This window comes from Sulfurimonas sp. HSL1-2, assembly GCF_039645565.1.
Lineage (GTDB): Bacteria > Campylobacterota > Campylobacteria > Campylobacterales > Sulfurimonadaceae > Thiomicrolovo > Thiomicrolovo zhangzhouensis.
The window spans coordinates 351,200-373,853 of the sequence record NZ_CP147914.1; the positions used below are offsets into that span (position 1 = coordinate 351,200).

Sequence of the window (22,654 nt, forward strand, 5' to 3'; positions counted from 1 at the left end):
GATCTCCTTATATTTTCTCGTATAGTATAGGTCTATGGCATATTCTATTCAGGTTGATCGGTGAAATTAGGAGCCCTATGGAGCTGCGCCGTTCCGCTCGTGCTCCTTGCTTCCGGAACGGGTGGGGACGAACTGGCGGCACTGCTGGAAGAGGCAAACCGGGATGTGTCCGAGGCGGGGCTGAACCTTGACTACACGACGTCGGTCGTCTCGGTACTCGAACACGATCAGCTGTTCCGGCTGGGGGTGAACACCCTCTTTGAAGCCCTCTCGATCGTCCCTGGGGTAGAGACGAGTATCAGCCAGTTCGGGGTGAAGAAAGTCATTGTACGCGGTTTTGACAACCCTGACACCTTTACCTTTGACAAAACACGCCTCGAACTCGACGGCGTCCCCATCGAAACCGCTTTTCTGTCGAATACAGCCACCTTCCTGGAACTGCCAGTTGCCGTGATCGAACGCATCGAAGTGCTGCGCGGGCCGGCGTCGGCCTATTACGGGAACGGTGCATTCAACGGGGTCATCAGCGTGACAACACGGCATATGGAAGGAGACGGCAGCGCAATGTTCTTCGGCGGGGGGAGCTACGCCTACCGAATGGGGGGCGGGCGCCTTTTCGAAGTGCTGGGGCCGGAGACGACGCTGCAGGCCGACGTCTATCTGCAGCGTTCCGAAAAATTTCTGTCTGCCGGGGACGATTTCGTGCCGAAGAACATCTATGATCCGGGGAGCGGTAACACCATTCCGTTTCTGCGGGCCCCCGAAAGTAACGAGCGTCTTAACGATTACAGTATCGGGACGACGATCACCCACAAGGGGTGGAGTCTGAAAAGCCGTATGAAAAGCCGCGAGAGCGGGAACTACTACGGATGGAACGAGCGCCTGGAGCTTGACACGGATCCCCGCAACATCGAGCGTTATTTTTTCGTCGAGGGCGGTTACGAAGCAACGCTCAGCGGGGCGACGACGCTGCACACCACCCTGATGTACAGCTATTATGATCTGGATATAGAGGCACAGGACTATTACAGGGACCCGGATACGAATGTCATGGTACCGTACCGTTTCAGTGTTGCCGAAAGCGAGGACAAGTTCAGGGTCGAGAGCCGTATGAGCAGTACGGAGGTGGAAGGTCATCATACGAATGCAGGGGTGCTCTGGCAGCGCATACGCGAACGCAACAGTGAGATCAGCGAGACGCTGTCGCCTTACGGCGACCGTCCGGTCGTCGAAGAAGGGTTGTTGCGGGACAACCTCGCGCTCTATCTTCAGGACAACTGGGACCTGGGTCGCAGTTTCGGGCTGCTGCTCGCTGCGCGGGGGGATTACTATACCAAGGAGAAGCAGTTCTACCCGAGTGCCCAGCTCGGGGCCCTGTATACCCCGAATGACCGGTGGCAGCTGAAGGCCAATTACGGCCATGCGTTCCGAATCCCGTCATGGGTGGAGCAGTATTCGGTCGAATACGGTCCCGGTGACGGCACCCGTAGCGGCAACCCTGACCTCAAGGCCGAGACGACGGATACGTTTGAAGTGATCGCCATTTACAAAAAGGATTCCGCGCAGCGTTTCCAGGTCAATACCTATCACGCCCTGCAGCATGATGTCCTTGACATCGATGATAAACCGGCGGAAGGCGGTTACAGGAACTGGCCGTCACGGACATCGACGGGTGTTGAAGTGGCCTATGACGCGATGCTGCTGGCCCAGGACCATCTGCATCTGAGTCTCTCTTATACAAACACGACGTACCAAACGGCCGGCAGCGGGATCGAGCAGTTGATGCCGACGGCGGCCATCTGGATGAGCAAGGGCTACTTTGTTCATTACCTGAGCCCGCTTTTTTCACTCTCCGTCCTGGCAAAGTATATCGGGGAACACCCTTACAACCGGGAGTTTGAGGCGCGGGCCGGGACGGTGAACATGGATCCGTACCTGATCATGGATACGACGATGGCCTATGTCAGCCCGCTGCACTGGAGCCTGCTTTTTTCCATCAAAAACCTCTTGGATGCCGACGTGCGCTACCCCAGCTACTACTCCCGCCATCCTGACGGCCTTCCGAGAGAAGACCGGAATTTTCTTGTGGAAGCCGAGTACCGGTTTTGAAACGGTGGCTGCTCCTGGTCCTCCTGCTGCCGCTGTCACTGGCGGCGTACCAGTATGAACCCGTGCTGCTCGAGACCCAGGCCAAACTTGCCCCCCGGCTGCTGATGATGAGCGAGGGGGTGGAAAAGGGTCCGGCGGACCTTCTCTCGATCTGTGTCATTTACGAAGCGGGAGAGGGGGAGGTGGCGGACGCTTTTGCGGGGATGGTACGCTCGGCGTATCCGGACGGCTGGAAAGGTATGAGGATACGGATCGTCAAAAGCCGCTATGAGGCACTGGAAACACGCTGCGACCGTTGCGAACTTCTTTTTTTTCTCAATGCGGACGAAGAGAAAGTCCGGCGCGCCGTCTCCTATGCGACCGCGCACAAGAAACTGACAATGGCCTATGAGAACCGCTTCCTCGAATACGGGGTGCTGATGTCGCTGCATGTGGGCCGGAGCGTCCGCCCCTACCTCAACCTGCAGCAGGCCAAAGAGGCGGGGATTCATTTCAGCAGCGGCCTCAAGCGTATCTCCAAGTTCCTGGAACTGCCGAAGGAGACGCCGTGAAGCCCTCCGTCCGCACCCGTATCCTCGGTACGGTCATCGTCTTTGCTCTCGCCCTTTTCCTGCTGGTGCAGTACCAGTACGAGGTCAAACTCAAAGTGATCCTCAATACGACCGAGCAGAGCAAGTATGAGACGGTGGCCGATACGGTACTCCCCATCCTGGCGGTCAACACGGCATTTGAACTCGAACATGAGAACCGCCAGTACATTGCGGAACTGGTGCGCCAAAATCCGGACCTCGTACGTGTCATTCTCACTGCCGAGGGCATGGCGATGATTGACATCGGGGAACATATCCCAAAGCATACGACGCTTATCCGCCTGCATAAAATCGTGCCGGACCCGCAAGGCGGGAGTGCGCTGGGCGAAGTGACCTTCATCTTTACCAGCCGTGTGCTGCAGATGACGGAGCAGGAACACCGGACCTTCATCATCAGTTTCGTACTCGTTGCGGGGCTGCTGTTGCTGTTGCTGATTGTCATTCTGCATTACGCCATACGGCCGATCTATGTTCTGCTGACTTGGATCCGTAACTTTGATCCGAAAACCGATGATATGAGCACGATGCCCGAGGCGTGCTGTGATGAGGTGCGGATGATCGAGGAGTCTATGCAGCAGATGTTTGAACGTATCCGCCACTACACCTCGGAACTCGATGAACTCAACCGCAACCTGGATGAGAAGGTCCGCGAACGGACGGATGCCCTGACATGGACCAATGCGCAGCTCCAGGAGGAGATCCGTATCCGCGAAACGGCGGAGCAGGCGCTGAAGGGGGCCAATGAACGGCTGACGGCGTTGAGCCGACTGGACGTCCTGACGGGGATCGCCAACCGTCGTTCGTTCCAGGAACATCTGAACGAATCCTGGGCGGTATGCGTCCGCGAGCAGATTCCCCTCTCGCTCGTCATCTGCGATATCGACCACTTCAAGCGCGTGAACGACACCTACGGGCACCCTGCCGGTGACGTGGTGATCCGGAGCATTGCGGAGATCCTGGGCAGTGAGATCAAGCGTGCATCCGACCTCGTGGCCCGCTACGGCGGCGAGGAGTTTGCCGTGATCCTTTTCGATACGGGGTATGCCGATGCACAGGCGCTGGTGAAACGGCTGCAGGAGAAGGTGTGGGCGATGTCGCCGCTGCCACCGCCGGCGGAAGCGGTCAGCGGTATTACGCTCAGTTTCGGGTTCTGTTCACTGGTGCCCGGGCCGCATGACAGCATCGCCAAATGCATCGCCGCCGCAGACCAGGCGCTTTACAGGGCGAAAAAAGCGGGGCGGAACCGCATCGTCTACGGAGAGTCCTCCGAGGCATAGCGCCTAATCCTCGGTGTGGTGTTTGGAGAGTTTGCGGATAATGGTATCGATCTGGGCGCTGGTCAGGGCGTGGTGGACCTTGACCACGTTGCTGATATAGGCGATTTCCGTCACCGTCACCCCGTAAGGGTCTTTTTTTACGGAATAGGGCTTGCCGTTGCGCTCGGTGATCAGTTCCAGGTTCTTGCGGCTGTGGGAGAGGAAAAAGTTGAGAATATACCCCCCGGCGTGCTCTTTCTCGATGGCGATATAGGCCCGGGCGTCATGGGGGTTCGCGATGCCGGGAAAGCGTTCGTGGAACGCCTCGGGCTCCATGTAGCCGATGTACATTTTGACGAACAGGTCGTGGTAGCGCTGGACGGTTTTGGAGAAGAGGAACTGGGTATTGATAACCCCGTTCTTGATCCGGATTTTATTGAGCACCCACCCCAGGGTATTGTAGTAGCGGAACGGATGGATTTTCAGGTCTTCCGTGCCGACGATCTGCGCCCCGCCGATGCGTTTGAAAGGCTTGCGTTTCGGACGTTTCTCCTGCTGCAGCCATTCGAAAACACTTGCGGCACTGTAGGGTTTGGTGACCCAGGCCGTCGCGTAATCGGGCAGGGTGCTCAGCCCCGTCACCCCTTCGTTGAGGATCAGGAGGGCCTTGATGGAGTAGTGCGGGAAAAGGGTCTGCAGGAGTGCGCGTTTTTTCCGCATGCGCTTGCGCAGGTTCGTCACCGAGCCCACCAGGGTCATCTCGACGAAGTAAAGCTCTTTGTCCGTAAAGAACATGGCGTCGAATTCGCCGATCTCGTTGCGTTTGATCCGGTAGACGATCTGTCCCTTCCAGTTGACGGAGAGCGCATTGGGCTGGGCCTTCGTACGCTCCTTGTGGGGGCCCTTGACGATGAACTTTTTGATGAACTGATGCTGCTTGACGTAGCGCAGGAGCATCTCGTAGGCGTAGTTCTCGAAGACTTCGCCCTCGAAGGAGCGGTAGGCGCTCATGAAGGCGTCGTCGTCGGGACCGAGCCCCTTTTTGAGCAGGGAGAGGAGGTGCTTGACGTGGTAGTCGTAGTAGAGGAGGTTATCGCCCAGTTCGCTGTCATCGAGGTTGGCGATGGCTTTGCTGATTTTGGGCAATAGAACTCCTTTTTTCGGGTGCCTTCGGTTTCTTGCGCACATTATAGAGAAAGTCGGCTGTGAGTTTCCCGAAGCCGTGACAGGGTTTAATTTCAGAGGGTATAATAGAGGCATGAAGAAATTACATAGCGCGATGATTGCCTCGGCGGCTCTCTTGGCCGTGCTCTCCGGATGCGGACAGGTCGAGGATACGCAGACCCAGGATAACAACACCATTGACCTGCCGACGACCCCGGCGAACAACTGCCCAACGGGGACGTATTCGGAGAACGATTTCGGGTGCTACGACAGCAGCGCCCTTTTCCCGAGTGCGACGGGTGAGACGGTGGTCGAGGATATGTGGAGTGTTTATTCGCAAAGCAATACGAACCGGACGGACGGTGTCGTCTTTTACGACCGTTATCAGTTCGGATACCAGTTCTCCTCACTGGGGTACGCTTTTCAGCAAAACGCGTCGGATGATTATACGTACTACGGAGAATGGGGCGTCGCCAGCAGCGGGAACCCGCTGAACGTTGGAAACTATAACGGGATACTTCACCAATACACGGCAACGGGCCAGGGGTTCCAGGGGCAGCCGAACTGTTACGAGGTGACCGATGACGGCACCACCCTCAAGCTCTGCCATGAAACGCTGCAGAACGAGGGCGCCACGATGGGGAGCACGGGCTACTATTACGGCACCACGGTCAAGTTCGGGAACCTGCTCAATTACAACTTCACCGTTGTCGGCACGTGGACGATTTCGGGCTTTGACGCAAACCCGGCTCCCGAGACGACGGTTTATTTCAGCGACAACGGCACAATCTCGACGGGCAGCGGCGGCGAGTGGGGCGTCAGCGCGGACGGGAAAGTGATCGAGATCGCCGGGGTTCGCTACCTGGTCTTCCAGTACCTCGATGATCCCGACGTGAACTGTATCGCGACCCTTGAGCTCGCGGGCGGAACGGCGACGTCCACGCTTTGGAAAATGTGTAAACAGTAAACCCCTACTCCTCCCCGGCCCACGGCCGGTTCACCCCCTTTTTTCTTTCACCTTCAGTGCCGAAAATTTACTCTTGTTTCCTGTGCGGAAATAGATTATGATGCTGAATATTTACATGGAGGAATACGATGGAGTATGACGACGATGATGCTTCATTAAGCAAGGAAAACGTCACACCCTTTGACGATGATGAAGAGGACACCGTTCCGCGCAAAAAATCGCCCCGCAAAGAGCGTGCCGACGAGGAGCTGGTCAACCAGAAAAGAGGCTATACGTCTCAGGAGCGCGACATGATCGAAGCGTGGCTGAAAACGCATAGACCGCAGCGGGATGCTCTGGACGACGAAGAGGAGTAATTGAAGTATGCCGGGGGATACGTTCCTTGGCACTGTTCCGAACGTCTATAACATTGATAGGATCTTAGGGATATTTTGTCTGAATCGTTCTGTAGGGAATGAAGGGTTCAATAATGGCAGACAGGAAGGGATTCGAACCCTCGAAGCTGTTACACTTACACGCGTTCCAGGCGTGCGCCTTCAACCGCTCGGCCACCTGTCTACATTTTGAAGACCCGCATTATACTCAAACAATTCTCAATTTAGTTTTAAACGAATCGGCTAAGAAGCGGTATCGGCTTCGAAGTCGCTATAATTCCAGTCATTAAAGGTTGAAAAGAGACCTGATTCCGGAGAGAAAAGACGTGTTGGAATACGATATTATCGTCGTCGGCGGCGGGCATGCAGGCATAGAGGCTTCCCTGGCGGCGGCACGTATGGGCAAAAAGACCCTGCTGGTCTCCATGCTGGCCGAACAGGTGGGCGCGACGTCGTGCAACCCGGCCGTCGGCGGTTTGGCGAAGGGGCACCTGGTCAGAGAACTCGATGCTCTCGGCGGCGAGATGGGACTGCTGACCGACGAAGCGGGGATCCAGTACCGTATTCTCAACGCGGCGAAAGGGCCCGCCGTACGCGGCAGCCGTGCACAGATCGATATGGACAAATACCGTATCGCGGCACGCAACGTGATTTTGAACACGCCCAACCTCGACCTGCTGCAGGAGACCGTTGAAGGGCTGCTTTATGACGAGCAGACGGTCACAGGGGTGCGCACGAACCTGCTCAACGAATACCGTGCCAAACGTGTCGTCCTCACGACGGGGACCTTCCTCAAAGGGGTCGTGCATATCGGCGAGGTGAAACAGACGGCCGGCCGTTTCGGGGAGTTTTCGGCGGAGAATCTCTCCGATTCGCTCCGCGCCCTCGGGCTCAAGGTCGGCCGCCTCAAAACGGGTACCTGTCCCCGCGTCGACTCCAAGACGATCGATTTCTCGGTGATGGAGCAGCAGCCCGGCGACGAACTGCCGAACCCTTTCAGTTTCCGGACCGACCGCAAAAAGTTTGCCGAAGAGAAGCGGCAGCTCCCCTGCTATATCGCCTATACGAATGAAGATACGCACGGCATCATCGAGGGCAACTTCCACCGCGCCCCGCTCTTTACGGGCCAGATCGAGGGGATTGGCCCCCGCTACTGCCCCAGTATCGAGGACAAGATCAACCGTTTCCGGGACAAAGACCGTCACCACCTTTTCATCGAGCCGCAGACCGAGGAGAACACCGAGTGCTACATCAACGGGATGAGCACCTCGCTGCCGCCGGATGTACAGCAGGCGATGGTCCACTCGGTGCGGGGGATGGAGAACGCGAAGATCGTCCGCTACGGCTACGCGATCGAGTATGACTACGTCGACCCGACGGAGCTGAAGCACTCGCTGGAGACGAAAAAGGTGCACCATCTTTTCCTGGCCGGCCAGATCAACGGGACGACAGGGTACGAGGAGGCGGCAGCCCAGGGGCTGATGGCGGGGATCAACGCCGCGCTCTCGCTGGACGGCCGGGAGCCGCTGGTCCTGGGCCGCGACGAGGCCTATATCGGCGTCCTGATCGATGACCTGGTGACGAAGGGGACCAAAGAGCCCTACCGTATGTTCACTTCCCGTGCCGAGTACCGTCTGCTGCTGCGCGAAGAGACGGCCGACATCCGCCTGGGCAAATACGGCCACGATGCGGGACTTATCGACGATGCGACTTTCGAACGGTTCGAGACGAAACGCAAGCAGATCGAGGAGGGGGTGGCCCTCGTCAATGCGACGGAATATACCCCGAACAAGGAGTTCCTCGCCTTCCTGGAAAGCATCGGCGAGGAGCGTGTGACGGACAAAATTACCGCGCAGCAGCTTATCGCGCGCAAGAGCTTCACCCGCGAGAAGATGCTCACCCTCCTTCCGGAGCTTGGCAAGTACGATCCGTATATCCAGGAGCAGATCATGGTCGAGGCGAAGTACGCCCGCTACGTCGAGAAGCAGCTCGACGAGATCGAGAAGATGAAGAAGAACATCAGCATCAAGATCCCTGAAGGGTTCGACTTTGCCTCCGTCAAGGGGCTCTCCAACGAGATCGTCGAGAAGCTGAAAACCTTCAACCCGCCGACCCTGCAGGCAGCCTCGCAGATCAGCGGGGTGACGCCGGCGGCGATCGAGATCCTGCACATCTATATCAAGATGGCACAGAAAAAGGCGGCAGGATGAGACTCTTTTACTATGTACACACCGGGCACCGCATCGGCCTGGACCGTTTCCGCCGCGCCGCGACGATCATCCGCGCCCTGGGCGACGTCGATATCACCCTGCTGACTTCCGATTTCCGTATCGCTTCGATGGCACGCGAACACGGCATCAAGCGTGCCGTCGGCGTCGACGTCGTACGCAATATCCCCCAGATCGCGAACAACGGCGACAAGATCATCTTCGACTCCGCCGAGATCAATCCGGTCATGCTCGACGACATGACCCGCTACTTCTCGACCTTTATCCGCATCAGCGACGATCCGAACGAGCAGAAGCACCCCGGCGAACTGCTCGTCTCCCCCTACCTCGAAGGTGAAGGGATCTTCAAAGGCGTCGCCGTGGACGACGCCTGGTTCGATATAAAACCCAAAACAATCAAGCGGGCCTTCTTTTTCGGCGATGACGACTACGAGGAGGACCTGGCGGCGAACGCCGAGACTTTTGCAGGGCTGGAGCTGGAGCTGCTGGAAGGGTTCTACTGGTTTTACGGCTACGGCGGGAAGCTCAAGGAGCGTTTTACGGCGCTGCATGATGAAGAGGCGTACGATACGGTCGTCGCCGGAAGCGAATGCCTGGTGACGTCGTCTCCCCAGGCGGTGCTGGAGCACCTTGCCGCCGGCGGCAAACCGATCTACCTTCAGCGTGCCGATTACCCGACCGATTTTATCCCGCTTTTCGAATCCCTCACCATTCCCGTTATTCACGGTTTTAATAAGTCAGCATTATCGGCAGCATTAAACGAAGTGCAATCACATACCTATCACGCTTGTCCCAAAAATAGCGAAGAATTAGCAACCTTTCTTAAACAAAATCTAAATTTATATTGACTTAATCCTATTTTATATAAGATAGAGCGAAATGTTTTATAAGTGAGGACAAAACTATGGAGCAAAGCCGTAGGGGTTTTATGGGTAAAGTCTTCGGAGCGGTTGCCGGTGTCGGCGCCGTCGGAGCACTTTATGCTATGAAAAAATCGTGGGACCCGCTTCCGAGCGTTAAAGCGGCGGGTTTTACGACAGTCGATCTGAGCGCTGCTGAACCGAACAAGCTGATGGTCGAGAAGTGGCGCGGGAAGCCGATTTTCATTCTGAAAAAAACGCCGGAAATGGTCGCGAAAGAGAGTGCTGAACAGTCGGCGCGCGATATCATCGTGAACGGGGAACACTTCCTGATCTGTATCGGTCTGTGTACGCACCTTGGGTGTATCCCGGCGTACCGCGAGGCGAAGCAGGACTTCAAATGTGCCTGCCACGGGGGGGAATTCGACAGCAGCGGTATCGATACCCTTGCGCCGCCGCCGAGCCCGATGGTGATTCCGCCTTTCAATGTCAAAGGCAATACCGTGGTTCTGGGCGAAGAGGGCGAAACGTATCGCCAAATGAAAGAAGCCGGCGTGCTGGCGTAAGTGAGGAGGGGAAATGGCACACTTTACTAAAGCAACCAGCGTACATGACTGGTTGAACCAGCGCCTGGCGATCGATACGCTGCAGCGCGTACTCTCAAAAGAGTATTGGATTCCGAAAAATATCAATTTTCTTTGGGCAATGGGGATGGTCCTGGCGTTTACGTTCGGCATCCTGCTCGTATCAGGGATTTTCCTGCTGATGTACTATCAGCCACACGTCGACACGGCTTTCGACAGTGTCAACTTCACGATCATGCGCGAAGTGGAATTCGGCTGGCTCTGGCGTCACGTCCATGCAGTCGCGGCTTCCGTCGTCTTTCTGATCATCTATATCCACATGCTGACGGGGATCTACTACGGCTCGTACAAGAAGGGCCGCGAGATGATCTGGATCTCCGGTATGCTCCTGTTCGTCGCGTTCTCCGCCGAAGCGTTCAGCGGTTACATGCTGCCGTGGGGCCAGATGAGCTACTGGGCGGGGATGGTTATCACCAACCTGTTTAGCCTCGGTTCACTCGAGTTCAACGGACTCGTAGAGTGGATCCGCGGTGACTACGTCCCGGGCCAGGCGTTCCTGGACCGCTTCTTCATGCTGCACGTCCTGCTGATCCCGCTGGCGATCCTGGGCCTCATCGGGCTGCACTTCGGTGCGCTGCGTATCCCGCACGTTAACAACCAGGACGGCGAGGAGTTCGATTTCGACGAGGAAGCAGCCAAGTATAAAGCCGGTAAAAAGAAAGAGTCCAAGGTCATTGCCTTCGCGAACGACTTCCTTTCCAAGGATATGTTCGTCGTGAGCATCTACCTGATCTTCTTCTTCTACCTGGTCTTCTGGCACTTCGGTTTCGCGATGGACCCGATCAACTTCGACCCGGCAGACGGCCTGAAGACACCGCCGCACATCTATCCGGAGTGGTACTTCCTCTGGAGTTATGAGATCCTGCGCCCGTTCCCGAAAGATCCGGGACTCGTCGCCTTCGGGATCGCTCAGGTGATCTTCTTCCTGCTGCCGTGGCTTGACCGCAGCCCGAACGCCGTGCCGGCAAGCCGCCGCGGCCTCTTCTTCTTCTGGTTCTGGGCGATGGTCATCGACCTGATCGTCCTGACCGCGATGGGCAAGCTGCCGCCGCAGGGTATTTACAGCACGATCGGTCTGTATGCTGCAGGATTCTTTTTCCTGCTCTGGATCATCCTGCCGTTCATTACTAAATCGGAAAAACGGGTATAAGGAGAAGTAGATGAAAGAATTTAAAATTTTAGCCGTTGTCATCTTCTTTACCCTGGTGACCTATTGGTTGGTGGAGCCTTTCGCCCACTCGCAGATGCATGCGCATGTTGAGAGCGAAGGCTTCTCCTATGATGACCTTCCGCCGCTCGAAAAAACGGGCGACGCGACCCGCGGCCAGGACCTGGTCATGGGTGCCGGCGGCTGTATCGGCTGTCACAGCATCGAATCCGCCGGTTTCCCGGCGGCGATGGATGCGGTCACGAACAGTGCCTCTTACGGCGTCAACCCGCCGGACCTGAGCAATGCGGGCGGCATCTATGAGCCGAAGTTCCTTGCCGCCCTGATCAAGAACCCGACGCAGGCGCTGATGGTCGAGCACAAGTTCACGCCTGAAAGCGGGAAAATGCACCCGATGATCGCCTTCTACGGTGCCGGCGGAGATATCGACCAGGAGGTCGCCGACATGGTCGCCTACCTGCAGTCCATCGCTCCGAAACCGGACCAGATCACGCCGGCTCAGGCGTTTGAGACGGCCTGTGGCCGCTGCCACTCCGTCAAGTACGAGAACTGGACGCAGATCGGCGAGAAACCGGTCTTCAAGAAGAAGCGCGACGAGCTGGTCTTCCTGACCCAGCTCGAGGATTACAACGCGAACCTGATGGGTTACATGGGTAAACTCCCGCCGGATCTCTCCATGTATATCCGTTCCCGCGGTGAACACTACCTCTCGACTTTTATCGAGAACCCGCAGAACCTGCTGCACGGTACGGCGATGCCGCGTGTCGGTGTCAGCAAGGACGGGGCTGAGAAGGTACTTGAGTACCTCGTCGAGGCCGGTGACCCGAAGCATGCCGAACGCGACAGTGTCGGTGTCAAGGTCATGATCTTCCTGCTTGTCTTCGCGGCAGCATCCTATCTCTGGAAAAAAGAGATCTGGAAAGATCTGCACTAAGCCCAGCGGGGCGCGGCGGCCCTGCCGCACCCTTTACTTAACCTATCTCAACCCTTTCCAATCAACTTCCCGCTATAATTTCACTTTTCTAATGGATTGGATACCTTTCCACACATCAAAATACGAGGCTGTTCCGGAGACGACGGGACGCAGGAAAAAGAGTAGGCATTGCTGGTAGACAAATTTGACAGAACCGTTGATTATCTCCGCGTTTCGGTAACGGAGCGATGCAATTTCCGCTGTCAGTACTGTATGCCGGAAAAGCCCTTCTCCTGGGTGCCCAAAGAGAACCTGCTCAGTTTCGAGGAGCTATTCGCCTTTATCAAGGTGGCCATTGACGAGGGCGTGAAGAAGATCCGCATCACCGGGGGCGAACCGCTGCTGCGTGAAGACCTCGATGTCTTTATCAAGATGATCCACGACTACAAACCCGATGTCGACCTGGCGATGACGACCAATGCCTTTCTGCTCAAAGGCGCGGCGCAGAAACTCTACGACGCCGGTCTGCGCCGTCTCAACGTTTCCGTCGATTCGCTCAAGCCCGACGTCGCGGAGAAGATCGCCCAGAAAGATGTGCTCACCCAGGTCCTCGCCGGTATCGACGAGGCGCTGAAAGTCGGTCTGAAGGTCAAGGTGAACATGGTCCCGATGAGAGGGGTCAACGACGGTGAAATCCTTGACATCCTCGAATACTGCAAAGATCGCGGGATGGTCGTGCGCTTTATCGAGTACATGGAAAACGTCCATGCGCACTCCGACGTCAAGGGGCTCGACAGCGAGGAGCTGCTCAGCATTATCGGTAGCCGTTATGCTTACGAGGACGAGGGATTCGACGGCCACTCCCCGTCGCATTACTACAAGCTCGGTGACGGCTACGAGTTCGGCATTATCGAACCGCACAAGGATGACTTCTGCAAAAAGTGCAACCGCATCCGCCTCACGGCCGAAGGGCAGCTGATTCCCTGCCTCTATTTCGACGAGGCGATGAGCATCAAGGATGCGGTGAAGCGGGGTGATATCAAAACCGCGGCCCTGATCCTCAAAGAGGTCGTCAAGAACAAACCGGAGAAGAACCGCTGGAGCGATCCGGACGGCGAGCACTCCAAGCGCGCTTTTTACGAAACGGGGGGCTGATGCTCTACCTCGTCGAACACTTCTACTCCATCCAGGGCGAGGGGCGCTATACGGGCGTACCGTCGCTCTTTTTCCGTTTCGGCGGCTGCAATATGCGCTGCGAAGGTTTCGGCTGTACGGAAACGGCTTCCACGGGGGTGACCGTCACCGGCTGCGATACCGTCTACGCCGTCAACAAACAGCATTTCGGTGAGCAGTGGCTCTGCATCGAGCATGCCGACGAACTCATTACGATCATGAACGGCTATACCCTGCCGCCGAAAGTCGATGTCGTCATGACCGGCGGCGAGCCGCTGATCTACGCGGAGAATGAGGTCTTCACGGCCTTTGTCCGCCATCTTGTCGACCGGGGACACCGCGTCACCTTCGAGACCAACGGCGCGATGCCCGTCGATTTCGACCGCTTCCCGGTCTACCGCGACTGTGTCTTCGCCCTCTCCGTCAAACTCTCCAACAGCGGCGAGCCGGTTGAGAAACGGGTACGCCCGAACGCCTTTGTCCCCATTGCACAGCAGGCGAAAGAGGCCTACTTCAAGTTTACGATCGACCGGGATTCCATCGGCGAGAACATGGAGCACGAGATCGACGAAATCGTCGCCCATGCGCCGCAGATTCAGGTCTACTGCATGCCCATGGGCGGCAGCCGTGCCGAGATCGAAGCCAACACCGAGGCTGTCATCGATTTCTGCAAAGCCCGGGGCTACACCTACAGCGACCGGCTCCATATCCGCATCTGGGACGCGAACAAAGGGGTGTAGCCCTTCTAGCTTTGCGTGCGTAGCTTGCCCAGGATCAGCTCAAAGTGCTGGATCAGGTCGTAATACTCCCGGCGGTAGGAGAGCGGCACGTCGACTTTCTGGATCTTCTGCAGCGCCTGTTCAAGCTTATTGACCGCCTCCCGCCGCTGCGCCGCGTCATAGCTCCCCATCTCATCCTCGATGTCATTGAGCGTTCTGTACCAGCGGTAGATCTTGGAGCGGCTGCGCCACGATACGAGCGGCAGGAAGAGTTTCACCAGCGGGATCATCAGGGCGATGACCGGGATGAAGAGCAGCATCAGGCGTTTGATGATCGAAGCGATCCAGAAGGGGAAGAGGCTCTCCAGCCAGCTTTCGCCGTCGCGCAGGTAGACCTCCGCATCGGCATTGATGGGGAACTCCAGGCGCGAGGTACCGGGGAACTCCCCCTCTTTGCGGAAGACACCCGCCCCGCCGTGGACCTCTTTCGCTGCGCGCAGGATGAGCCGGATGAGATCGGGGTGGAGACCCTCGCGGCTCACGAGCGTCGCCGTCGCGGCAATGAGGTGTTTGGTCGTTGCGGGGAGATTGTGTTCGAGGTCCATGACCCCCTCATAGAGCGTGACGGCATTGAGAAACGGGTAGCGGACGGTATAGGCGTGCGTCCGGGTGAAGTCGAGCAGTTTGATCTGCGGGTCGAGCAGCAGCGTCTTTGTCAGCGGGGCGAAGGCGCCGATGATGCTAAAAAGCGCATCGGCGTCGCCGTCGAACAGTGCCTGCGCTCCCGCTTCGCTTCCGAGGGTCAGAAAAGAGCTGTTTTCGGGGGTGACGCCGTTCGCTTCGAGCAGCGTGATCGCAAGGGCTTTCGTTCCGCTCCCCTCGGCACCGACGGCGATACGTTTCCCCTTAAGTTCGCTGAGGTTGTGCAGTTCCATCCCTGCGGCGGAGTAGTAGACCCAGATCGGTTCGTTGTAGAGGCTGGCGAGGGAGGTGAAGGGTTCGGTTTTGAACGCATCCGTACTCCCGCTCTGCACGAATGCGACGTCGGCCTTGTGCTCCTTGAGCAGTCCGAGCGCTTCCACCGAACCGTGGGTGGGGATGATCTCGACCGTGACATGCTGTTTGGCGAGCATGGCCTTGTAGCGCAGCGCGCTCTGATAGTAGATGCCGTTTTTCTCGCCGGTGGCGATGGTGAGGCGGTCGGGGGCCAGCGGCGGGAGGAAACGGCTGCCGATATAGAGCAGCCCCAGGAAGAGGGCGAGGAGGAGCAGGATGATCTTACAGGCATGGCACTTCATGACGCTATAATAACGAAAAAAGCGAAGCGGAACGATGACGCGAATTGCAGTGGCCCTCCTTTTGATGTCTTCAATCCTGTCGGCGGTGGATACGGCCGAAGAGGCAGCGAAAAAAGCGTACCTCGCCAACATCAATGCGCTGATGGTCTTTACGACCAAGGACGGGCTCAACTCCGGGACCTATGATTTCACCCGGGCCAATACGAGCATGTACATCATCCACCTGCCGTTTCGCTACCAGTTCGATCCGTTCGCCCCGGACCTGAATGCCTTCGTGATCGGCGGGGTGGGCTACAGCGAAACCAGGCTGACCAACGACGTCAACACATCGACACCGCTCTCGGGTGATATCGCATTGAGTGCGACAAACATGCTGCGCACCTACACGGGCGGGATCGGTGGGGGGCTGCGCTACCGGCCGGGGCTCGGGTTCGAACTGCTCGGCGGGCTCGAAGCGATCTATTCAAGGGTCGGCATCGCTGCACGGGACAACAACGGTGCCGGGGAGACCGTCGGCGATTTTTTCGAAGAGAGCTACAACGCGAACATCTCCTACCGCGTCTTTATGGCGCTGGAGTACCGGCAGACATGGCATCGCTACAAACCGTACGCGACATTGACCTACGACCTCTATGAGACGAAAAGCGCCATCAGCACCAAGCAGCTGAGCAAGTTCACAACCCAGACAAGCGTTACCTCCTTCTCCATCGGCGGAGAAACGGCGCCACTGGCCGACTACCACGGGATGTACCTGACGCTGGAGGGGTACCTGCGCGGCAGTTACCTGGGCGGCGACATTACAAGCGTGACCCATTTCGACGGGTACGGTACGCTCGGGGGTGTCGCCTACTGGTACGTCGGCGAAGCGATGAAATATATCGAGCGCTTCTTTCTCGAAGTGAGCACGATCCAGGCCGACGGGCTGCGGGGGTATAACATCGGGCTGGGATTCACGCTGGATTATTAGGTCAGTAGGCGATGCCCAGGCCGAAGCGGATCGTGTGGCGGTCCGAGGCCAGCGGTGAGTCGCTGTAGTAGTAATCCACGGTGATGGGCAGCGGGAGTTTGTTGAACCAGAAAGTGTCGAGCGTCAACCCTGCCGAGGCCTCGGACGTATAGAGATGCGAGGCCGAGGGGTTGAAGGGTTCGAAGTCGTAGTAGGCGTAACCGGCCCGCAGGGCTTCGCGGCGGAGCGAAACGGGGAAGGTGAAGAAGTAGGCGGAGAGGTTGAACACCTTGCGCAGCTCTGCATCGGCTTTGAGCGCGCTTTTGGCATAGGTCGTATCGCGCAGGGTCGGCATGACAACCGTCGAGGGGTCGTTCTCTTTGAGCTTGTCGGCGATGCCCGTTGCGAGTTTGACGCCGCGGGCCTCCAGGCCGCTGTCGGCACTGCTTTGCGAATACTGTCCGCCGAGGGCAAGATAGAATTCGTGGCTCAGGTCGTGCTCCAGCGCCGCCTCTCCACCCCAGGCGACATCCCCCCGGTCGAAGGCACTATAGGGGGTCAGAGCGTAAAAGGCGTTGCGGTACATGCTGACACCGTACTGCTCGCTGCGTGCCAGGGGAAGCGCGAGGGAGATCGGGGTCCGGGTGTCCGCCTCGTAATCCTGGTAGTAGGTGCCACGCAGCGCCCCGTATTCGTACCCGCGCCGCCAGAAGGGGAGTTCCGCTTCCGCCGCGAAGCCGAAATGGCGGGGAGCGGGTTCGGTGGCATTGCGCTCGGGGGAATCGATGACCCCGTAGGCGGTCACGGCGAACTGCAGAAGGTACTGGCTGTTGGCGTAGCGCATCCCGCCGAGGGTATAGGCGTCGACGTTCCGGGTCACGAAGGCTGAGAGGGCGTTGCGCGTCAGCGGGTCGGCGAAGTTGAGCGAGAGGGTATAGAGCAGCCCGGCGTCGCTGTCGCTGCCCAGGGCGACGTCCGTACCGCTGTAGTGCAGCTCAAGCGGCGAATGGTAGGGGTGCCCGAGGTCAATGGCCTCCGCCGAGGCATTCGTTTCCGGAGGGGTCTCCCCCGTCTTCTCGAAGAAGAGGGTGACTTCATAGGGCGCTTCGTCGAACGTTTCGAGGGGTATCTTTTGATAGGTGTAGGCATCCGCGCCCATCACGGCGGCCAGGGCATGGGTGTCGTCGATCAGGCGTGCCTCGAAGATCGTGTCGGCGGGGTGCGCCCGGCTGACCCGTCCGTGGTCATAGCAAAAAAGGCCGGAACCGTGCGGCGAATTGGCGATGAAGTAGATGCGGCCCCGGCTGTCGACGCCGCTGACGTTGCCATAGTACCCTCGGAGGGAGAAGAGCGGGGTTTTGTTTTTGTAGAGTGTGCGCGTTTTACCTTCACCCTGCACGAAGTAGTAGAGGTTGTCCTCCCCGTCGATAAAGACCGAGGAGTTGGTACGGGCGTAGAAAGTGTCGCCGACATAGAGCTGCGGCTGGTCGAAGGAGGCGGGGACGTTGAAGTAGACGGGGGTGCCGTCGCGCAGGTACCCTTCGATGACGCGGCCTGCCGTACCGTCTATGAGGTGGGCGCCTTCCGTATAGAGACCGGCTTCGATGCGCAGCGGCGAGGTGTAGGCGCTGCTCTGGGTTGCATAGCGTCCTTCAGGGCTCCTGACGACCTTCCCGGTGCGGTAGCTGCCGCTTTCCCGGGTGAGCCTGCCGCTTTTCTTGTCGTAGACGATCAGCTCGGGAAAGCTTCTGCCGGTTGCGTTGACGGTGAAGTAGACGGCGTCGTCGTCGCTGTTTATCGGCGTGTAGAACTGCGTTTCGGCCAGAGGGGTGCCTTCGACGTCTTTCATTTCACGTGCTTCTGCCGCCATCTCGTCGGCCCAGGCACGAAGGGCCGTTTCAAAATCGTAGCCGATAGTGCGCCTGGTCGTGCTATTGGTGAAGAAGGGCCAGAACCAGTCATAGGAGTGCTCTTTCCAGTAGGCATTGACATCGGCCATTCCGTATGTAAGGGCCAGGTCGTACTGGTAAAAGCCCCCCAGGGTGTAGAAGTGTGAGCCGTAGAGGAAGTCGTAATGGGCATTATAGACCCGCTCGGGGGTGAGGAGGCCTGCTTTCGCCTGCTGGAGGGTCGCGGCTTTGAAGCGGCCGCTGTAGAGGCGCCCCCCGTTGCCGTGCCACGACTCGTTCAGGACGGCATTCCCTTCGAGCAGGAAGCTGCTCTCGACGATATTGGGCAGGGTGAACCAGGGCAGCAGCACGAAGCCGTTGCCGAACACGGTGTGCAGTGCGCCGGAGACGGGGTTGTCTTTGGCGTTCATCTGGTAGTTATGGGCGGTTTCGTGGTACAGCAGGGTGTTCAGCCAGGAGGTCGAACTGAAGTAGTCGATCATCAGCGCCCCGCCGCCGTAGTTGATTTGCCGGTTGTTGGGATAGGGGGTCGAGAAACCGTTGGCGATCTGGTTGTGGCTGGAGAGCAGGCCGACGTAGAGCGTCTCGTCCATGCTATAGCCGTAGAGCTTGTCATATTGCGGCAGCATCGCGTTTTCGACCGCGGCCGCTTCACGGGCGACGGGGAGGTTCCCTTCCGTATAGATCAGCTCGCAGTCGCCGAGTTCGGCCGTGAAATAGGGCGCGTCGCAGGGGACGGTACTGCTTTGCAGGAGCGCCGCGTGCAGGCCAAGGGTGGGGAGTAGCAGGAGGGATGCCAATCGGGTCATACGAAAAAACCTCGGGAGAGTTGCAACATTATAGTGCCTGAAGTGTTACAAATCAACCGGGTTCAGTCCCGATGGGTATAATAACGGCTATGAAAGATTCCTCAACCTACCAAAACAAGAAGCGTTTTTTCGAAAGCATGATCACCCTGTACGGGCGCAATGCTGTCGAGGAGGTCCTGGACGACCCGACGGTCGAGATCCATGCCCTCCACCTGGCCGAGTCGAACAAGCAAGAGGGGGTGATCGAGCGCATCACCGCCAAAGCAGAGGCACGGGGCGTGGCGATCAGGTACCATGCCAAAGCGGCGCTGTCGCGTATCTCCCGGAATGCCAAACAGGACCAGGGAGTCGCCCTCGACATCATCGCGCCGACCTACCGTAGTGCCCAGACGCTGCTGGAGACACCGGTGGCCAAGGGCCGGCTGCTGGCACTTGACGGCATCCACAACCCCCAGAACCTCGGGATGATCATCCGTTCGGCGGCGGCGGGGAACATCGACGGCATCCTCCTGCCCAAGCAGGGCAGCGCCAAACTCTCCCCACTGGTCATGAAGGCGAGCGCGGGGACGCTCTTCAAGCTGCCGGTCTACTACTGCGAGGCGCTCCCGGAGATCCTGGAGGCGCTGCAAACGCAGGGGTGGAGCATTTTCGGCCTCTCCTCCCATGCCGATGCAACGCTCCACACGCTCGCCGTTCCGGCACGGACGGTTTTCGTATTGGGCAATGAGAGCGAGGGGGTGAGCGACGCGGTGGCGGCACGCTGCAACGCGCAGGTCGCCATCCCGATGCAGCGGGGGGTTGAGTCGCTCAACGTTGCCGTCACGGCGGCGCTGCTGGCCTTTCTGCCGGCCGGGGAGTAATGGCATGAGACGGGTTGTGCTGTGGATGTTCCTGCTCTGCCTGGGGGCGATGGCGGAGAGCCGGTTCGAGACGGGGATGGAACATTACCGCCAGGGAGACTACCCCGCGGCGTTTGCGATCTTTACGGCCGCGTACGAGGCGACGGAGGATGAGGACGCGGCCTATATGCTCGCCAGGATGTATGAAAAAGGCGAGGGGGTCGAAGCCGACCGGGCCGAGGCCGCCAGGTGGTACCGCCGTTCGGCGCGGCGCTACTTCGAGGCGGCGGCGGACTCCTCCCTGCACCGGGAGAACAAGCGGCTGCTTTCGACCTACCGCGAACTCGACCCCGTCGAGGACAATGAGACCGCCGAGACGATCCGCAAAAGCATCGTTTCCGATTTCGGTCTGAAGACCTTTCACGAGAACTACCTGCTCCCCTTCGGCTACCGTGAAGGCGTGTATGACAGCTATGTGCCCTCGGACCATTACAAGAACATTGAATCGGAACTGCAGCTGAGTTTCCGCCTCGATTTCCTCCCCAATCTCTTCGGCCTGAACGAGACCTATTCGGCGGCCTATACCCAGCGCTCCTTCTGGCAGGTGTACGCGGGCTCTTCGCCCTTCCGGGAGACGAACTACCAGCCCGAAGTCTTCGTTACCTTCCCGACGGCGTCGCACAAAGTGCCGATCAAATCGGTGGCCGTCGGTTTTGCCCACCAGTCCAACGGTCAGGGGAATATCACCGAGCAGGATTTCGGCGATATCAATGTCAGCGATCCCGCAGCCATAGCGCCTTATCTGCGCAACCGGTCGCGCTCGTGGAACTACGCCTGGACGGAGGCTATCTTGCAGACGGGAAGCCTCTTTACGGAGCTGAAGCTCTGGTACCGTTTCAAAGAGAGCGAAGAGGATGATAACCCGGATCTGACCGACTACCTTGGGTATGGGTCGCTGCGGTTTATTCTGCCGTACGGCAAGAGTATGACGAGCCTGCTGCTGCGGCAGAACTTTGTGACGGGCAAGGGGGCGCAGCAGCTGATCTGGACCTATCCGTTCTCACACCGCGAGAATGTCTTCTGGTGCCTGAAGGCCTTCACCGGTTACGGCGAGAGCCTTATCGACTATAACAACTACGTGACGAAATTTTCGATCGGGTTCAGTTTTTCGCGCTAGCGGCGCTCAGGAGAACATCATCTCGTAAGGGCGGCGGATCGCTTCGACGACCTCGCCGACGCTCATGTGGCGGCTTTTGCGCAGGAACTCCCGCCCGTCGAGGAAGACGAGCAGGGTCGGGATGGCGAAGACGCTGTAGTGCGAAGCGATCTCCGGGGATTCGGAGATATCGATACTGACGATCTCGACGGCATCGAAATTAGTGGTGACGGCGTCGACGAGTTTCGGTTTCAGGGCATGGCAGACGTTGCAGGTCGGGGCACTGAAGTAGAGCATGACCGCCGGCTTCTCGCGGAGGGTGTTTTCGATCTCGGTAAGTGTTTGCATGAGAGAATTTTACCCCACAATCACGCAATAATGTCGAAGACGGCTTCACGCTTCCCTTTTTTCTCGAGAATCTCCCGGCAGGCGAGCCCCGGGATCTGCGAAGCGAGCAGATCCTCAATGGTTTCGAAACGGTGCTGCGCGAGGTGGCGCAGCACGATGCCGCGGTACGCCTTCGCCCAGTGGCTCACAACCTTCCCCTCCTTGATGAACTTCATCGTCGTGATCGGTTTTGTCGGTTTGAAGAATTTGTCGTAGTAGCCCGCACGCAGGTCGAGGATCTCGTCTTCGCCGATCAGGGCGTCGAGCTCGGCGTTAAACGCATCCTTATAATAGCGTTCGGGCGCGAAGTCGCCGACGCTGTTGCCCTGCTTGACTTTATAGGCGGGGATGAGGTCGCCGCCGCGCAGCGGGCCGAAAAGGTTGGAGAAGATAATGAGCCGCTCTTGCAGGTAGGCGCTCCCCTCCGCATCGAGGGAGGGGTAGTCAAGGTATTCGTAGGCTACGCCGTCGTAGCGTTCGACCGCGGGCATGGTCGGCGCGCTGTAGAGGTCGGCGATGAAGGGCTGGGCATCCCCGGCTTTTTTCAGACCGAAAAGGGCAAGTACCTGGTCGAGGTCATCACCGCTGACGATGGCATTATAGGCATCGAGAATCGCCTTGCGGGGCGGGAGTCCAAAAAGGAGGGTTTCCGTATCGAGACCGCCGAAAGCGCCGCCGGTGCGTTTGCCTTCGGAGGGGGAGAAGAGGGTGAAAATCATGCTGAAATCTCTTTTTTGCATATTGTACAAAATTTTTTCAATTTAGTCTTGACATCACGGGTGGAATCGACTATAATTCTGGCTCAATTTCAAATACGCCGGCATAGCTCAGCTGGTAGAGCAACTGATTTGTAATCAGTAGGCCCGGGATTCGACTTCTCGTGCCGGCACCATTTCGAAATTGTTTTTTCATTTAGAAACAGTGTTAGACCAGATATAACAGGCCGTGGTGAGATACTCAAGTGGCCAACGAGGGCAGACTGTAAATCTGCTGGTTTTTACCTTCGGAGGTTCGAATCCTCCTCTCACCACCATTGCGGGAATAGCTCAGTTGGCTAGAGCGTCAGCCTTCCAAGCTGAGGGTCGCGAGTTCGAGTCTCGTTTCCCGCTCCACTGGGAGCTGTAGTATAAGTTGTTTACTACTT

At 58.0% G+C, this 22,654-nt stretch carries 20 protein-coding genes and 4 tRNA genes; 18 read left to right on the forward strand and 6 right to left on the reverse strand.

Annotated elements, in window-relative coordinates; all coding sequences use genetic code 11:
- Positions 1 to 60 precede the first annotated feature (60 nt).
- The 3 genes from WCX18_RS01830 to WCX18_RS01840 are packed head-to-tail and all read left to right on the forward strand — an operon-like array spanning position 61 to position 3,976.
- Positions 61 to 2,109: a TonB-dependent receptor gene (locus tag WCX18_RS01830; protein WP_345989070.1), complete on the forward strand. Its 2,049-nt coding sequence runs from the start codon at positions 61 to 63 to the stop codon at positions 2,107 to 2,109.
- Positions 2,106 to 2,660, forward strand: a complete 555-nt coding sequence (locus WCX18_RS01835) for a YfiR family protein (RefSeq protein ID WP_345989072.1) — start codon at positions 2,106 to 2,108, stop codon at positions 2,658 to 2,660. The genes WCX18_RS01830 and WCX18_RS01835 overlap by 4 nt, the downstream gene beginning before the upstream one ends.
- Positions 2,657 to 3,976 carry a diguanylate cyclase gene (locus tag WCX18_RS01840; RefSeq protein ID WP_345989074.1) on the forward strand — a complete coding sequence of 440 codons (1,320 nt, stop codon included), beginning with the start codon at positions 2,657 to 2,659 and terminating at the stop codon, positions 3,974 to 3,976. The genes WCX18_RS01835 and WCX18_RS01840 overlap by 4 nt, the downstream gene beginning before the upstream one ends.
- A 3-nt stretch (positions 3,977 to 3,979) precedes the next feature.
- Here WCX18_RS01840 and WCX18_RS01845 read toward each other — a convergent pair whose 3' ends face one another.
- Positions 3,980 to 5,101 (reverse strand): hypothetical protein, encoded by a 1,122-nt coding sequence (locus WCX18_RS01845; protein WP_345989076.1) that lies wholly within the window; start codon positions 5,099 to 5,101, stop codon positions 3,980 to 3,982.
- Between the two features lie 112 nt (positions 5,102 to 5,213).
- On the opposite strand from WCX18_RS01845, the gene WCX18_RS01850 reads away from it, so the two are divergent.
- Both WCX18_RS01850 and WCX18_RS01855 read left to right on the forward strand, forming a co-directional pair.
- Positions 5,214 to 6,086 (forward strand): hypothetical protein, encoded by an 873-nt coding sequence (locus WCX18_RS01850; protein WP_345989078.1) that lies wholly within the window; start codon positions 5,214 to 5,216, stop codon positions 6,084 to 6,086.
- Positions 6,087 to 6,214: 128 nt separating this feature from the next.
- Entirely contained in the window at positions 6,215 to 6,442 is a 228-nt protein-coding gene (locus WCX18_RS01855; protein WP_345989079.1) for a hypothetical protein, read from the forward strand.
- Positions 6,443 to 6,556: 114 nt separating this feature from the next.
- Here WCX18_RS01855 and WCX18_RS01860 read toward each other — a convergent pair.
- Positions 6,557 to 6,644, reverse strand: a tRNA-Ser gene (locus WCX18_RS01860).
- A gap of 145 nt (positions 6,645 to 6,789) precedes the next feature.
- On the opposite strand from WCX18_RS01860, the gene mnmG reads away from it, so the two are divergent.
- The 7 genes from mnmG (at position 6,790) to WCX18_RS01895 (ending at position 14,186) form a co-directional block, all read left to right on the forward strand.
- Positions 6,790 to 8,670, forward strand: coding sequence for a tRNA uridine-5-carboxymethylaminomethyl(34) synthesis enzyme MnmG (gene mnmG / locus WCX18_RS01865; RefSeq protein ID WP_345989080.1), 1,881 nt, complete (start codon positions 6,790 to 6,792; stop codon positions 8,668 to 8,670).
- Positions 8,667 to 9,536 carry a hypothetical protein gene (locus WCX18_RS01870; protein WP_345989081.1) on the forward strand — a complete coding sequence of 290 codons (870 nt, stop codon included), beginning with the start codon at positions 8,667 to 8,669 and terminating at the stop codon, positions 9,534 to 9,536. Before mnmG ends, WCX18_RS01870 begins: the two co-directional genes overlap by 4 nt.
- 56 nt (positions 9,537 to 9,592) lie before the next feature.
- Positions 9,593 to 10,114, forward strand: a complete 522-nt coding sequence (petA, locus tag WCX18_RS01875; RefSeq protein ID WP_345989082.1) for a ubiquinol-cytochrome c reductase iron-sulfur subunit — start codon at positions 9,593 to 9,595, stop codon at positions 10,112 to 10,114.
- A 13-nt stretch (positions 10,115 to 10,127) separates the two neighbouring features.
- A complete protein-coding gene (locus tag WCX18_RS01880) occupies positions 10,128 to 11,342 on the forward strand; it encodes a cytochrome bc complex cytochrome b subunit (RefSeq protein ID WP_345989083.1) in 1,215 nt (404 codons plus the stop codon).
- Positions 11,343 to 11,352: 10 nt separating this feature from the next.
- Positions 11,353 to 12,294, forward strand: a complete 942-nt coding sequence (locus tag WCX18_RS01885) for a c-type cytochrome (protein WP_345989085.1) — start codon at positions 11,353 to 11,355, stop codon at positions 12,292 to 12,294.
- A 168-nt stretch (positions 12,295 to 12,462) separates the two neighbouring features.
- Positions 12,463 to 13,428 (forward strand): GTP 3',8-cyclase MoaA, encoded by a 966-nt coding sequence (moaA, locus tag WCX18_RS01890; RefSeq protein ID WP_345989086.1) that lies wholly within the window; start codon positions 12,463 to 12,465, stop codon positions 13,426 to 13,428.
- On the forward strand, positions 13,428 to 14,186 hold the full coding sequence (locus WCX18_RS01895) for a 7-carboxy-7-deazaguanine synthase QueE (protein WP_345989088.1): 759 nt from the start codon (positions 13,428 to 13,430) through the stop codon (positions 14,184 to 14,186). Before moaA ends, WCX18_RS01895 begins: the two co-directional genes overlap by 1 nt.
- Positions 14,187 to 14,191: 5 nt before the next feature.
- Here the strand turns inward: WCX18_RS01895 and WCX18_RS01900 are convergent, their stop codons facing one another.
- Positions 14,192 to 15,463 (reverse strand): TAXI family TRAP transporter solute-binding subunit, encoded by a 1,272-nt coding sequence (locus tag WCX18_RS01900; RefSeq protein ID WP_345989090.1) that lies wholly within the window; start codon positions 15,461 to 15,463, stop codon positions 14,192 to 14,194.
- 64 nt (positions 15,464 to 15,527) lie between these two features.
- Between WCX18_RS01900 and WCX18_RS01905 the strand changes: the two genes are divergently transcribed.
- Complete coding sequence (locus WCX18_RS01905; protein WP_345989092.1) at positions 15,528 to 16,430, forward strand: hypothetical protein; 903 nt, start codon at positions 15,528 to 15,530, stop codon at positions 16,428 to 16,430.
- Position 16,431: 1 nt separating this feature from the next.
- On the opposite strand, the gene WCX18_RS01910 is transcribed toward WCX18_RS01905, so the two are convergent.
- Complete coding sequence (locus WCX18_RS01910; RefSeq protein WP_345989094.1) at positions 16,432 to 19,128, reverse strand: hypothetical protein; 2,697 nt, start codon at positions 19,126 to 19,128, stop codon at positions 16,432 to 16,434.
- A gap of 89 nt (positions 19,129 to 19,217) precedes the next feature.
- Here WCX18_RS01910 and WCX18_RS01915 point away from each other — a divergent pair, with 89 nt between their 5' ends.
- On the forward strand, positions 19,218 to 19,988 hold the full coding sequence (locus tag WCX18_RS01915) for an RNA methyltransferase (protein WP_345989096.1): 771 nt from the start codon (positions 19,218 to 19,220) through the stop codon (positions 19,986 to 19,988).
- Between the two features lie 4 nt (positions 19,989 to 19,992).
- Positions 19,993 to 21,144, forward strand: a complete 1,152-nt coding sequence (locus tag WCX18_RS01920) for a phospholipase A (RefSeq protein WP_345989097.1) — start codon at positions 19,993 to 19,995, stop codon at positions 21,142 to 21,144.
- A 6-nt stretch (positions 21,145 to 21,150) separates the two neighbouring features.
- Here the strand turns inward: WCX18_RS01920 and WCX18_RS01925 are convergent, their stop codons facing one another.
- Both WCX18_RS01925 and WCX18_RS01930 read right to left on the reverse strand, forming a co-directional pair.
- Positions 21,151 to 21,471: a thioredoxin family protein gene (locus WCX18_RS01925; RefSeq protein WP_345985912.1), complete on the reverse strand. Its 321-nt coding sequence runs from the start codon at positions 21,469 to 21,471 to the stop codon at positions 21,151 to 21,153.
- A gap of 20 nt (positions 21,472 to 21,491) precedes the next feature.
- The gene (locus WCX18_RS01930) at positions 21,492 to 22,250 is read right to left on the reverse strand and encodes a YaaA family protein (protein WP_345989099.1); all 759 of its coding nucleotides are present in this window, start codon (positions 22,248 to 22,250) and stop codon (positions 21,492 to 21,494) included.
- A 76-nt stretch (positions 22,251 to 22,326) separates the two neighbouring features.
- Here WCX18_RS01930 and WCX18_RS01935 point away from each other — a divergent pair.
- The 3 genes from WCX18_RS01935 to WCX18_RS01945 all read left to right on the forward strand — a co-directional run bounded on the left by WCX18_RS01935 (position 22,327) and on the right by WCX18_RS01945 (position 22,622).
- A tRNA-Thr gene (locus WCX18_RS01935) sits at positions 22,327 to 22,402 on the forward strand.
- A gap of 55 nt (positions 22,403 to 22,457) precedes the next feature.
- Positions 22,458 to 22,543, forward strand: a tRNA-Tyr gene (locus tag WCX18_RS01940).
- A gap of 2 nt (positions 22,544 to 22,545) precedes the next feature.
- Positions 22,546 to 22,622, forward strand: a tRNA-Gly gene (locus WCX18_RS01945).
- The last annotated feature ends 32 nt before the right edge of the window (positions 22,623 to 22,654 follow it).